The 13,551-nt window shown below is 49.2% G+C and carries 9 protein-coding genes and 1 riboswitch; of the genes, 4 read left to right on the plus strand and 5 right to left on the minus strand.

Features of this window, described 5'->3' with window-relative positions; genetic code table 11:
* On the minus strand, nt 1-825 hold an 825-nt coding region (locus V3U24_04870; GenBank protein MEE9166781.1), incomplete at its 3' end, for a SurA N-terminal domain-containing protein.
* A gap of 126 nt (nt 826-951) precedes the next feature.
* Between V3U24_04870 and V3U24_04875 the strand changes: the two genes are divergently transcribed.
* On the plus strand, nt 952-1,659 hold the full coding sequence (locus V3U24_04875; GenBank protein ID MEE9166782.1) for a uracil-DNA glycosylase: 708 nt from the start codon (nt 952-954) through the stop codon (nt 1,657-1,659).
* 19 nt (nt 1,660-1,678) lie between these two features.
* Here V3U24_04875 and V3U24_04880 read toward each other — a convergent pair whose 3' ends face one another.
* The 4 genes from V3U24_04880 to V3U24_04895 all read right to left on the minus strand — a co-directional run bounded on the left by V3U24_04880 (nt 1,679) and on the right by V3U24_04895 (nt 8,826).
* Nucleotides 1,679-4,402, minus strand: coding sequence for a GNAT family N-acetyltransferase (locus V3U24_04880; protein MEE9166783.1), 2,724 nt, complete (start codon nt 4,400-4,402; stop codon nt 1,679-1,681).
* 488 nt (nt 4,403-4,890) lie between these two features.
* Nucleotides 4,891-5,556: a DUF1326 domain-containing protein gene (locus V3U24_04885; protein ID MEE9166784.1), complete on the minus strand. Its 666-nt coding sequence runs from the start codon at nt 5,554-5,556 to the stop codon at nt 4,891-4,893.
* A 124-nt stretch (nt 5,557-5,680) separates the two neighbouring features.
* A complete protein-coding gene (locus tag V3U24_04890) occupies nt 5,681-7,843 on the minus strand; it encodes a DUF5916 domain-containing protein (GenBank protein MEE9166785.1) in 2,163 nt (720 codons plus the stop codon).
* 245 nt (nt 7,844-8,088) lie between these two features.
* A complete protein-coding gene (locus V3U24_04895) occupies nt 8,089-8,826 on the minus strand; it encodes a methyltransferase domain-containing protein (protein MEE9166786.1) in 738 nt (245 codons plus the stop codon).
* 633 nt (nt 8,827-9,459) lie between these two features.
* Nucleotides 9,460-9,551: riboswitch (TPP riboswitch) on the plus strand.
* Nucleotides 9,552-9,743: 192 nt separating this feature from the next.
* Between V3U24_04895 and V3U24_04900 the strand changes: the two genes are divergently transcribed.
* The 3 genes from V3U24_04900 to V3U24_04910 form a co-directional block, all read left to right on the plus strand.
* On the plus strand, nt 9,744-11,123 hold the full coding sequence (locus tag V3U24_04900; GenBank protein MEE9166787.1) for a hypothetical protein: 1,380 nt from the start codon (nt 9,744-9,746) through the stop codon (nt 11,121-11,123).
* A 10-nt stretch (nt 11,124-11,133) separates the two neighbouring features.
* Nucleotides 11,134-12,186 (plus strand): carboxypeptidase regulatory-like domain-containing protein, encoded by a 1,053-nt coding sequence (locus V3U24_04905; GenBank protein MEE9166788.1) that lies wholly within the window; start codon nt 11,134-11,136, stop codon nt 12,184-12,186.
* 17 nt (nt 12,187-12,203) lie between these two features.
* Nucleotides 12,204-13,551, plus strand: a 1,348-nt coding sequence (locus tag V3U24_04910; GenBank protein MEE9166789.1) for a HAMP domain-containing protein, incomplete at its 3' end; no start/stop codon positions are given.

Below are 13,551 nucleotides of genomic sequence, written 5' to 3' on the forward strand. Positions count from 1 at the left end.
CCCGGTCATGAGCCTTTCCAGTATTTCCACAGCTTCCTCACGGACAAGAGTCGTATCTTCTTCTGAAGGAACCTTTTCCCAATTAAGATAGCTGAGAATACGCGTTTCATCACGCTGGAACTCCACCGGGTTCAAAAAATAGTGGTTTTCAATCTCATCATTGGTGGGTGTCGTATCTTCACCATCCATTCCGAAGGAACGAATGACAATAGCCGATATGGTGTAATCGACATTACGCTTGATAAACTCAGTTCTCACCTGCTCGTCTGTCAGAACCACTCCTTCCTGAATCTGATCGTATAGCTTCTGTCGAGGGAGGTACTCCCGGACAAACATCTCGATGGGTGTCCATTCGTCTCCCTGGGGATTCCTGAGGGCGTCAAGATATTTGTCTCTATTGAATTGTCCGTCCGTTTGAAACTCAGGAATGGTCTGAATAAGTTGAGGAGGATTGTTGAGAAGGTGATAGTATATCTCGTCGTTCGATACCTTTATGCGTCTTTTCTTAACCTCCTGGTCTACCAGCGTCATTTCCACCATTTCCTCCCAGACGGCGGAACGGACCTGGTCGAGCGTTCTATCATTCACTTCCTGTTCCTGATTTCGAAAACCTTCGAGACGGGCGTTCACATGCCGGAAGAAATCATCGGGAGAAACGATTTCCCCATTCACCACAGCGATTGCCCTGGAGACGTCCGTTCGTCCAAAAAGCTGACTGATAATATCGGCACCGCCAACGAGCCCGCCAACGGTCATGCTGCCTACGAACAGGATAAGAAGCAGCCAGAGAATGACGTGCATCCTCTCCCTTAATATGTGCATCATACCCATTCTATTGTCACCTCGGCATCGATGTCTCGAGTACCAGTGGAGAAAAAATGCTGCGCAATTTAGTGAGTTTCTCTACCTTTTGCAATCGAGGAACAGAGATCCAGGCAGATTCAACCCGTCATGCTGAAAGACGCGAAAAATCCGTACCGTCTACTGGAGCAGCTGCGGAATGAGGTGGTTTCATGCAGCCGTTGCCCCCGGTTGGTGACATTCCGCCAGCGGATTTCGAAAGAGAAGCGATCGCAATTCAAAGATTGGGAATACTGGGGTAAGCCGGTGCCCGGTTTCGGGAATGCGGACTCAAGATTAATTCTGGTGGGGCTTGCCCCTGCCGCACACGGGGGAAATCGCACTGGACGAGTATTTACGGGGGACAAATCGGGAGATTTTCTCGTGAGATGTCTTTACGATGTGGGTCTGGCCAATCAACCCGATTCCAACTCCGTGGAAGACGGACTGGAACTCAAATCCATATATCTGACGCCGGTTCTGAAATGTGCACCTCCCGGAGATAAACCCACATCCGAGGAACTGCGCAACTGTTTTCAATTCTTTAGCTCGGAAATTGAATTGCTCTCATCAGCCCGGTGCGTCATCGCTTTCGGCCGGCTGGCATTTGATGGTTGCATCAGGTGGTGGAAGACAAAGATAGAGATGAAGTCGAAAGATTTTCCGTTTGGACACGGCAAGTTCTATGACCTGCCGGGAAAGATCACACTAGTAGCGTCCTACCATCCCAGTCCAAGAAATGTGAACACGGGCCGCCTGACGTACCCCATGATGCTTCGCCTGCTGGAAAAGGTGAAACTCCTGGTTCCGAATATTTGAATGATCCAGGGCTCTTTGTCTAACCCGCCGCGGCCCGGATGTCGCTGAGCTCTGGAGACCACCCTTGCCTCATGGGTTTGATACGTATCCTGGCATCCACTGCCTTCACCCCCTCACCGGGTGCCAGCACCTTCAGGGGATTGATGTCCATCTCAGCAATTTCGGGCACCGCCTCGACGAGGGCGGAGACTCTCAAAAGTGTTTCCCTTACCGCCGGAATGTCACCCTGAGGGAATGAACGATAACCGTGTAGGAGTCTTGCCGATTTGATCTCTTCGATCATTTCCGCAGCATCCAGATCTGTCAGAGGATGAATACGGAAAGCGACGTCTCCCATCAGCTCCACGTATACGCCTCCAAGACCGAACACGATGAGAGGACCGAACGATGGATCTTCCGTCATCCCGATAAGAATTTCGTGGCCTCCAGGTACCATCTCCTGGATGAGGACTCCTTCGCTGTCGTTAACAGTTGACATCAAATGCTTGTGTTTGGATCGAATCGATTCTTCGCTCCTGACATCAAGCGCTACCCCTCCAACATCGGACTTATGCAAAGACGTGGGGGAGACAACTTTCATGGCCACGGGACCACCCAGCTTCTTCGCTGCTTCTACTGCTTGATCCTCTGTCGCGGCTACCACTGATTTCGGAACTGGAATTCCGAAAGAAGCGAACAGTCTTTCCACCTCATCCGGCTGAAGCCATCCGCCTTCCTCACCGAGACGGCTGAGAATCTCTGAGACGATTGACCGTGCTGACTCCTCATCCAAATCTTCAAATTCCGGGACTTCTCCCTCTGGTTTTCTTCGCCATTCTCCATACCTCGCGGCTCTCGCCAGAGCCCAGGAGGCAGCCTCGGGAAACCGGTATGTGGGAATTCGAATCTCCTCGTCCTTGAGTTGACTCATGGCTGCCTCGCTGGACGACATGAATACCGAAAGGAGTGTTTTCTCGCCCTTGTGACGGGCGGCCACATCTCTCAAGATACTTGCGACCTCCACGGATCGCTCGTCACTTGTAGGAACAAAGATGGCAATAATGGCATCCACCTCGTCACTCGTAATCATCGATTCGAGGCAGTGACGGTACTCTTTCGGACCTGCTGATGCGATAAGATCCACGGGATTTCGAGCCGAAGCTTCCGGGGATAGATGTTTGCGGATCTCCTTCTGAAGTGAAGGCGAAAGTTCCGGGACTTCCAGTCCATTTGACTCAATAGAATCAGCAGCGAGTATTCCCGGTCCTCCTGCATTTGTGACAACTCCCACCCGTTTTCCCCTCGGAACGGGCTGATTGGCGAGAAGCATGCTAAGGTCGAAGAGTTCCTCCATCGTATTGGTCCGGATGACACCTGCCTGATTGAACAAGGCACTGACGGCCACATCCAGGCTCGCCAGGGCACCTGTGTGGCTAAGGGCTGCCCTTGTTCCCGCCTTGGTTCTCCCCGATTTAACAGCAATGATGGGCTTTTTCTTGCTGATTCGTCGAGCGATTCGCACAAACTTTCGGGGATTTCCAAACGACTCCAGATAGAGGACAATAACATCGGTGACGTGATCATCCTCCCAGTAGAGCAGGAGATCGTTACCGCTGATATCCGCCTTGTTCCCCACAGAGACGAAGGTTGAGATACCAATGTTGTTTCTGAGAGAGTAATCCAGAATGGCGATGCCCAGGGCTCCCGATTGGCTGGACATTCCCACGTTGCCTCTTGGGGGATGGATAGGGGCGAACGTTCCATTCAGCCTGATATTCGGGTCGGTGTTCAAAAGACCCATACAATTCGGGCCCACCATCCGCATCCCGGCGGAACGAACGACTTCCAGCAGTTCCTTCTCGAGAACTTCTCCGTCCTCGCCGATTTCCGAGAATCCGGCGGAAAGGGTAACCAATCCCTTGACTCCCTTTTTTGCACACTCCTGGACAACCGCCGTGGTGAATTTTGACGGGACAACGATAAAAGCCAGGTCCACCGGATCGGGAATATCGAGTATGGAGGGGTAAGCCCGCACTGAGCTGACGACCCTAGCATTGGGGTTAACTGGATATATGGGTCCGTTGAAATTGCCGTTGAGCAGATTCCCAAACAGGCGGCCACCAACAGATTCACGATCGCGACTTGCCCCAATGACAGCAATCGATCTCGGGTAAAATATGGGCAAAAGAGAGGAGGCAACTGCTTGTTTCTCACGTTCCTCCTCAGCGACGCGCGCATCTTTCGAATAGATCAGCGGGAAAGTGACCGCGTAGACACCATCGTCCAGTGTTCGCTCCAATCGGTAACCGGAGTCCGTGAGGACCCGTAGCATTCGAACATTGTCGGGGAGCACGAAAGCACGGAATCTTGCAATTTCCCGCCGTCGAGCGTAGCGGGTGAGCAGTTGGAGTAGCTGGGTTCCGATTCCCCTTCCCTGGTGATCATCCCGCACCAGAAACGCTATTTCCGCAGTCCCGGAATCATCCGTTGTCTGCTCGTATCCGCCAACTCCCACAATCTTACCCTCATGCATGCCAACGAACGCCATACGTTTTTCATAATCCACTTCAGCAAAATGGGCGAGTTCCTTTTTGGTCAGATCTTTTTTCGATCGAAAAAAACGGAAATATCTGGACGCAGGGCCAACCTGTCCGAAGAAATGCTTGAGACTGTCGGTATCTCCTTTCTTGACAGGACGAAAGCGGGCTACGCCACCATCCCGGAGGACAATGTCGAACTCAAAATCAGAAGGGTATTCGGTCACGGCATCTGCACCTCTGTTTTCTTTTTCTTTCAATTTGAATTTAGATACACCTGTTCTTCGCGACAATCGTCTTCACAGTGGTGAACTGTTCGAATCTTGGAGGTTACCTCAGCGCTTGTAATGTATGTAATCTCGTCTCTCGAGGTGCCTTTTCCAAAGAATAGAATGACGGATTTCCTGATTGATTATTGTGATTTTCTTTTCTAATCTCTAAAAGAGAAAGATATGTCAGTGATGCATCGGATCGCGGTGCGCTCGTTGTGTCTTGGCGGTTTCCGAGAGGATGTTTGTAACGGGTGGGAGCGCGGTGAGGGTAACCTAGTAGGCTATAATGTATCGATTCAATTGTATCTAACGCGCTCCCACCTGTGAATATTTGGCCACGGCAGGTGACTGACGTCCCCTTTTCGATCTTCCAGCTATGTCCGCGATTACAAGGAATTCAGAAAGCGGGGAGAGGTGATATCCCGTCTGCTTCCGTTGTCTTTCTATTGGACGGAAGGGAAAGTGAACCGGCCAAAATAGCCGGCGATCCGGTTTTCGAAATCTTCCCACCGCAAGTCTAGATCTGTATCCTGGTAGGAGTATGCCATCGTTGTTGCCAGAGTCGATTCAGACAGACTCACAAAAGGTTCGTACCACAAACGAGATCCCGGATGGGCATCCTCGGGCCTTGCTGGACGAACGGCCACTTCCAGCTTCCCCGGAATGACAATCCAGGGATTCTCCTCAGGAAATTCCCACATTATCGGAACTGTATGGACAGCCACTGTATTCCCCAACAGGCGTGAAAACCGGCTCCTGAAAAGATCCAGGAGCGCATTTGCTTCACGGTCACTGGCGTTCGCATCCAGGTACAATGTGCTCCTGCGGGAAATATCTCCTGGCATGCCCAGGTTTTCTTCTCCCGAGAGCACCGCGACGACCGATAGGTTGTTGAGGGGCACGCCATTCCAGATTCCTTCGTGAATCCGCCACGAGAGAATCGCCTGGCGGCCTGAGGTGACCTCCTCTCCGGAAAACAGGCACCCACAGGTATAGACATGGGAGGACCGGGCTTCCACGTAATCGCCCGTTACTTCGGGACGCTGCGCGAGTGTAATGTCCGCAATCAGGATTGGCAGGGTAAGCATGAGCTGAGATCCGAATTTCATAACATTTTGCCTCCCAAGCATTTGTTGTGCCAAAAATCCATTCCCAGTTTAGAGAGTTTTGCCATCCTGGTCAACGTCAATCTTGAGACCTCATGCTCCCAGGTTTGACGAGAATGTCCGGTTTCTACAGCCGTGGCTGAAAAGTCGTCGAGTACTTAAGGAGTATGATCCTGGAATCCGTAAAGGGCGGGGACGGCTCGAGCCGGTGTCGATCCGTATTGATCCCTTCGTTATAAACCACGTATAGATCGGTCCCCTCCTTCGGATTGTAGCGCAGCCGAAGGTTGACGATTATTCCGTCAATTTCGTTATTGTACTGGATGAAAGAGGAAATAGACAGAACTGTGGACAGTGTGATCTTAGAGCGCAATCGAAATATTCGGGAATCAAACTCCTGATTTCGCGATGAGAATCGTATCCTGTTTAGCTCAATACCTCCGCTCAGTTCAAGATACCGGGAGATGACCCATGTTGGTTTGGCCTGCAGCGAAACCCGGCGGCCATCGTAGAATGTCCCGGCATTGATGCTTGTCTCAATTCGAAGAAGCGCCCCGAAAGGAGTCGCGTAAGATCCCTGGGCAATGGCAAAAGTGTACTTGCCAGGAGGGACGTAAGTGCTGCTGTCCAGGTCGAAAGTGTCTGTCAATGTTTCGGTGAGTAGTCTCAGATCTATTGAGCTAAGTGCTCCCGACTTGAACGTCAGATCCCATTTGGGACCGAATTCTGCCGATTCGAGACTGCCATCATCGTTACCAAAGAAGAAAAGGCTGGTAAGAGCAACGATTTGACTGAAAATCGGGGAGTCTTCTCCGTAGAACCAGCCATAAGAGACAACATTTCTGAAAAGAGTATAATTTTCCCGAGGTACAAAACCCAGGCGGGGGTTGTAGTCCTTTCCTTGCCGCGAGAAACTCAGATCAAATCCCAGCCCTTCCTCACTGCGACGTTCCCAGCTCAGGCGCAGACGCATCCTTTTCAACGCACTGAGAGTCTCCGCGTCGTTGCTGTCGAATGTTTGGGCTAGATTCACCTCCAGGTAGTCATCGCCAAAAGGGCGCACAATCCCATCAAGGAGGTAGGCGATATTCTTCTCTCCATTAGTGGCTATGCGGCTCGTGATCATTCCGCCCACATACGAATATGGGTTCAGCACCCGTCGGCGGAGTCGTGCTACCGAAAAGTTTTCAGACGGGATGCTGGTTGTGTCGCCTTCGCTCATAAACGTGGCTTCGGCAGTCTGCATATCCAGAGCACCCAGGTCCCAGCTACCCAGACGTCCCACGAGGCGCAGTCCCCCCATGACAGGGACGAGGCCTTCATCGGATAGACCGATGCGACGGCTGTAGAATAGGCGGTTCGGACCTCCAAGACTCTGGTCGAAAATCGAGGATCGCTCCTGGAAAAAGAGTCGTTTCTCCGGAAAGAATAGGGAAAACCGGGTCAGGTTCACCTGCTCGTCGTCTGCCTCCACCTGGGCGAAATCCGTATTGGCCGTAATGTCCAGCGTAAGGTTGCTTGATAACCCATACTTTATGTCCAGACCCATCTCCCTGGTCTGATCGCGTTGGAGGTCGTAGGCCGTTTCATCGACGTTAAGCTCTGATGCTTGGCCGATTCCTCCTAGAGTATACGGCGTGATATACAGCGGATTCTGGGAATAGACACCTTCGAATCCTATCCGCTTGGCCTGCGACGGTTTCCAATTACTCCAGAAGCCCCACTTTGGGGATATGGGAGGAAAAACAATGCTCTCGAACTTTCTCGGGATATATCGCCAGACTGTCATGCCCATGGTCACTTGCCCATCTCTATCTTGAAATCGAAGGCTCGAAAACGGAATGCGCATTTCTGCAAACCACCCTTGTCCATTCTTCTGAACTGCCACATCCCAAAATGTATTCCAGCTGACATTTAGAGGAAATTGACCCTGGGCGTCATTGAACACGGCTGCATCAACGCGGATGCCTACTGGTGACGTCGCGAATGTCAGGGCATTTTCATTGTCATTGAAGGTGTCCAGGATAATGCCAAAGAAGTCAGTACTGGGATTCAGATTATCACGGTCAAGGCCGCCGTCCTGAATTCCTTCAGGTTCAGAGTCAAACATGCGTCCAGACACATAAAGGTAGTCGTCGTCATAGCCAACTCGAATTTCTGTCCGCTCCGTTGGGGGAAGACCGAAGGTGGGTCGATGCATGATGACATCAAAAGGCTCGATGGATTGCCAGGCAGGTTCGTCGCTAAATCCATCCAGAGTGATGGGGCCCTGGAGGCGCTGAAGGGTCATAACCGACTTTCCGGACAGAGCTGAACAGGTCAACAAGGCTGCCAGAAGTTGATACCTGATGAAACGAAATACTACAAACTCGTTCTTTCGTGTCCTCAATCTTGAGCCCATTTGGCTTACTTGTCAGAAGAAATGGTTCTTTCGTGTCAAAAATAGACGAAAAATATAGTGATCATACGTAACTGAAAAAACCCAAAGTTGAGATGCAGCAGAAAGGTGGTTTCTCTTCTTAAGTGTTCGCGAGACTATTTACTGAAAACCGCGACTATACTATCCTTGAATTGTGGCACTCTCATGATAACTCTCAAGAAAAGATGACGGCTCCTCTGAAAATCGACGGTGTTGCATTGAACAATTCTGAGGTCACAGGTCTTAGCCAATTCCCTAAATTCAGCTCTTGTATATTGTCTGAAATCTCCGGGATTTTGGCTGAAGTATCTTATTCTCTCAAACGGATTCTTCCCCATTAAAAACAGTATTCGTTTATGAATTGAAACCGCATTTGGCGTGGTAACAACTAGATAACCATTTGACTTAAGAAAATACTTTAGCATAAGCAGACTGAACTCTGGTGGGGTGTTCAGGTGCTCTACAGTCTCACAAAGTGTAATGAGATCGAATTTACCTGGATAGTCAGGCCAGGTATCGACGTGTTTTGATTCATTCAGATCATAGGTGATGTGTTCCACGTTGTCTATCTCAACGGTCTCTCTATGGCCGCCGTCATCCAGGTTCAGATCGAATCCCAAGCTCATTACGTGGGAGTAGTATCTTGACAGTTTATGGGTAAGGTCGCTCCTTCCAACGTCGAGAACGTTGGACTCCTTTTGGGGAACGTATTTCTTGCAGGTTTGAAGAGTTAAATTGAATCTCGTTTGCTGTCTTGACGCGTAAATCTCAGATATCTCTTTTCCGCATGTTCTGATCTTTTCATTGTCAATCAGTTCCTGAATCCTGAGGGCCAGCTGCTCTTTTGAGTGCATTTACGATATAAAGAGGCGAGCGAAAAGCGACATGTAAGGAGAGAACAGAGTCAGTCCGGTTAGATCACGGGCTAGAACATATTTGCAGAAGAACCCCGCCTGCCTGTCCCGCCAGAGGCGGCGGTCCCGATTATTTCGGGGATGTCTATCGGGGAACCCTCAACCTCCTGAATACCATTCATAAGGCAAGTACGAGTACCTGCAAGAATGTAGGAACTTACAGTATTCATGTTTTTTCCGTATCCCGCCGGTATCCGCAATTTAGTATCAAATCTATTGTCTGAAAAGAGTTTCAATGGATTGGATCAGATTAGTGTGGGTATAAGGGAGTAACGGATTATGAGTCCGGTGCGCCCCAACGGAAGAAGTAGAGTCGGTTGCATTTAGGCTGCAATTTGGCCTGAAAAAGCGGTGAAGAACGGCTGGTCATACCCTCTTTAGGGGAAAATCAGACTTCTATGACGTTTCACCATGCCCACAGAGGGAGATATCTTGTCGCGGTTATGGAGATACTACGACCTTCAGGAGATGCGGATGCTATTTTGATATTTCAAGAAATTTGCGCCATAAATAACCTAAAGTTTCCGATTGATAATATGACACCAGAATCGTAGTATTCGTCGAAAAGGGATGTCATTCCACTGGGGGGTGGACAGACAGGTAAGATTATCCCCTCAAAACCTGACCTGGGTAATGCCAGTGTAGGGAAATGAGAAAACAGACTATCAGAATCCTCTTCGGTTTGAAGGGGATTCTTGTTTCTATTCATTGAAAACAAATTAACAAGTCTCAAGATCCTGTGGAAAACCGAGTGAACTTTAATCTCAAGTTGATATGGGGAATATCGGGTTAGAAAGCATACAGCGGGTTCTCGTAACATTTCTGCCCATAAGGGCTAAACACGGAATTCGAAACCAATGAAAAGATCAATTTTGAGTAATATTATTAAGGAGGCCAACAGATCAGCGGGTATATTCGGCATCTTGCTTTTCTTCGCAAGCACAGTTGTTTCCCAAGAAATAGGTGTTGGGTGGGAATCCGATGAGATAGATAGTCTTTCGGAGATCGATAAACTGAAGAAACAGGTGGAGGTCCTTCAGGAACAGCTTGAGCGACAGTATAGTTCCGATGAACAGCATACGGATGATCTTTCTGAGGAGGAGGTTCTATTACTTGAGGAAGAGCCTGTCACCCACGTCCTGGCCAGGCCCTGGTACCATAATATCGATATCACGGGTTTTGGCGCAGCCGGCTTTCTGGATTCGGGTGAGGGGGGTACACGTCCCAATGGTGGTTTCCTCCTAAAGGAGACCTCTCTTTTCCTGGAGGCGGATGTCTGGGAGGGTGCGACGTTCTACTTGGAAATCCAGACCAACCGTCTTGGAGATGACGAATCGAAGTTCATCAGGACTGCGGAAGTCCATGCTCACTTTCGCAACGTCCTGAGCAAATGGGGAGATGATCTCCTGGGGATCAGGGTAGGGCGGATCGACATTCCATTCGGGGAGGAATACCTCTGGCAAGATGCTTCCGACAACCCATTGATGTCCACCTCTGCTGTCTTTCCATACGGTTGGGATGAAGGAATTCTCCTATATGGAAAAGCTTATGGGGTTGGCTGGATGATAGCTCTTACGGATGGGACAGACGAGCGAAGTATAGAGGATCACCCTGATAAGGCCTTTAATGCGAAGGTTTCTGGCAACCCATGGAAACCGCTTTATCTCAGCGCGAGCTTCATGAAAAATGGCAAAGCCGCCAAGAGCGCCATCGAGTTTGGAGGGAGCCACTTCCAACCAGTGGGCATATCTGATACATCCAGCGTAGGTACCAGTCCTAGCGATAAGGTAGATGCTATCCTGTATGAGCTGGATGCTAATTACAGGTTTGGAAATTTGGGGGATAAGGGACATATCGCGGTCTCCTACGGAAAGGCCTTCCAGGATGACCATGATCCTATCTTCGATAGGAACTTCGGTTGGTTCTCAGCAGAACCACTATATAAAGTTACTGAGAAAATTTATGCGGTCATGCGGTACAGCGAAATCGGGACATACAACTCAAAGAATGGATACCATTTCGACGGAAAGATAACCGCAGGGGGAAATAAGGCCTTTGGATATGACACGAAGCGATTTAGGAGGCTTTCTTTAGGACTGGGCTGGAAACCAAATCCCCGTGTGATTGTGAAGGTAGAAGTGGGGCGTGACTGGTTCGATCTGATCGACTCCTCTTCATTTGATCCAGATATAGATGACAGAAGTTTATTCGGAGCGGAACTTGTTGTAATACTTTAGGAAAATTTGGATGAAAAGGTCTACCCAGATTCCTGCCCTCATATTGATCCTGAGTTCTTTTTTGGTCGTGCCATCTTGGCAAATTGAGAGCCAAGGAGAGGACAAGGAGTACCGGGAGGTGCATGCGGCCATGTTGAGGTTTAGTAAGGCAATTATGGGCATCCAAAAAGCATTGGACAAGGGACACACAGGGGTGATTTTTATCCACGCAGAGGATTTGAAAAAGGCTACCGAAGAGATATCGAACCTGAACCCACACATAAACCTGGACCTGGTCGATGTGTTTAATGAGAATCGCACCAAGGTCGGTAACTTGACATCGGAGTTGTTGTATTTTTTAGCGGAAAAAAAACTAGCAGTAATTCCTCATATAGTGCAAGACATTCGCCATGCCTGTGTCTCATGCCACGTGAAGTTTCGTGCCACTAGTGATGAGTTCGAACTTTTCCCAAATCTCAGAAACGTTATCTCCGGGGAGGTGAAGATTCTGAAGTTAGATGGCGAGGAACGTTCCGACCGGTCGAACGTCGTGGTCTATCTGGATCGTGTAAAGAGCGAATCCGGTTTTCCACTACCCCGGAAGAACCCCACCATTTCCCAGAAGAACCGAACCTTCATACCAAGGATTCTGCCAGTGATGAAAGGAACCACCGTTGACTTTCCTAACGATGACACTATCTTTCATAATATCTTTTCTCTTTCTAAGACTAAGCCATTCGATTTAGACATCTATCCACCTGGTGAATTGAAATCAGTCACCTTCCCTCGGATTGGTTGGGTGAAAGTCTACTGTAATATTCATTCCAAGATGAATGCCCATATAATTGTGGTTGACAACCCCTTTTTCGCCCTTACCGATAAGAAAGGGCTCTTTGTTATTTCAGGCATACCAGACGGGGAATATACCCTCAGGACCTGGCATGGGTTTGGAAAAGAGGTCCGGACAGAAGTAAGGGTCTTCGGTTCTGAATTTTATGAATATTCCTTACTGATTCAAGAGAATGCAAAGTTTGTCGAGCATAAGAATAAGTTCAGGAAACCGTACAAGGATAAATACCCATAGGATACTGTAGACAGGTCATGCGTCTTAGTATCAGGACAAAGATTTTTCTGGGGACGGTCATCGTTTCCTTGATGTTTATCATCATTGCAATTCTCGTCATGAACCGGTTCATGGGAAGGATCGCTCGTGAGGAAGTGACCTACAACCTGCAGACAGGGAAAATAGCCTACGAACGTTTTGCTACCATTCGCCATGACCTCCTCACAAGTCAGGCAAGGTCAGTTTCTCAGACACCGTACCTAAAGGCTGTTATGAATATTCCAGCTGTGGATCACGAGACTGTCTTCTATACGGCACAGGAACTTCACGGCGTTGGTGAGAATGGTCTAATGCTTTTGGTTGATATGGATGGGAAACTCCTCGCCGATGTTAATGACTCCTTGTTCTTTGGTCATGACCTTCTATCCTTTCCCGGAATCGAGCAGGGATTGAACGGAACGGAATATAACGGGATTTGGCAGTATCGAAAAAACCTTTACCGTGTTGCAATAACGCCCATGATCATGGAGGATCAGATGCTCGGACTCTTGATCCTTGGCGATCTCCTGGATTCTAGTGCCACGGAGGAAATTCACGACTTCACGGGAAGAGACGTACTGATTCTCCATTCCCAAAACTTGATTTCCCAATCAGGGGGGAAACCTGAATCTTTACCAGTTAACGAGGTTGAAATTGCTTTCCTCGGTAATCTTTTGGAAGAATTCAAGATATCAGACACTTCCCTTGCTTCCCCCTTCCCAGTCGTCTTAGGTGGAAAAAAGTGTCTTGCTATTGCTGCTCCCTTCGGAAATGGGGAGGGATACACAGTTTTGTTCAGAGCTTTGGATGAAGTGGATAGCGGTGTGGATGTTCTTAGATATTCGGTTCTTGGAGCGGGTGGTGTCACTATTATCTTGGCGGTAATCCTGAGTTTCTGGCTCTCAGCAAGAGTGAGTCGGCCCATACTGGATCTTAGAGATGCCGCCGAACAGTTTGGGGCTGGGGAACTTGAAAAGCGGGTAAAAGTCCATTCGGTAGATGAGTTAGGTCAACTTGGAGAGGCGTTCAACAAGATGGCAGATGAAGTTATTGCTTCCCGGAGAGATCTCGAGAAGGACATCATTGAACGAAAACGAGCAGAGAAGGAGATCCGTAAACTCAATGAAGAACTGGGGCAGCGTGTCAAAGAGCGCACTGCCGAACTCGAAGTTGCTAACGAAGAACTCGAGTCATTTGCGTACTCAGTCTCGCACGACCTTCGGGCGCCGCTTCGCTCTATAGACGGTTTCAGTCAAATCCTTCTGGAGGACTCTGGAGACCAGTTGGACGACCAGGGGAAAGACAGTCTTCGGCGGGTGAGTTCCTCAGTTGAGAAAATGGCGCAGC

This window comes from Candidatus Neomarinimicrobiota bacterium (assembly GCA_036476315.1).
In the GTDB taxonomy this organism is placed as follows: domain Bacteria; phylum Fidelibacterota; class Marinisomatia; order Marinisomatales; family S15-B10; genus JAZGBI01.

What these genes read in the sequence shown, in the direction of transcription:
- V3U24_04875 (MEE9166782.1), top strand. Translation starts at nt 952, where the DNA reads ATGCTGAAAGACGCGAAAAATCCGTACCGTCTACTGGAGCAGCTGCGG.
- V3U24_04885 (MEE9166784.1), bottom strand. Translation starts at nt 5,556, where the DNA reads ATGAAATTCGGATCTCAGCTCATGCTTACCCTGCCAATCCTGATTGCG.
- V3U24_04890 (MEE9166785.1), bottom strand. Translation starts at nt 7,843, where the DNA reads ATGACCCTTCAGCGCCTCCAGGGCCCCATCACTCTGGATGGATTTAGC.
- V3U24_04895 (MEE9166786.1), bottom strand. Translation starts at nt 8,826, where the DNA reads ATGCACTCAAAAGAGCAGCTGGCCCTCAGGATTCAGGAACTGATTGAC.
- V3U24_04900 (MEE9166787.1), top strand. Translation starts at nt 9,744, where the DNA reads ATGAAAAGATCAATTTTGAGTAATATTATTAAGGAGGCCAACAGATCA.
- V3U24_04905 (MEE9166788.1), top strand. Translation starts at nt 11,134, where the DNA reads ATGAAAAGGTCTACCCAGATTCCTGCCCTCATATTGATCCTGAGTTCT.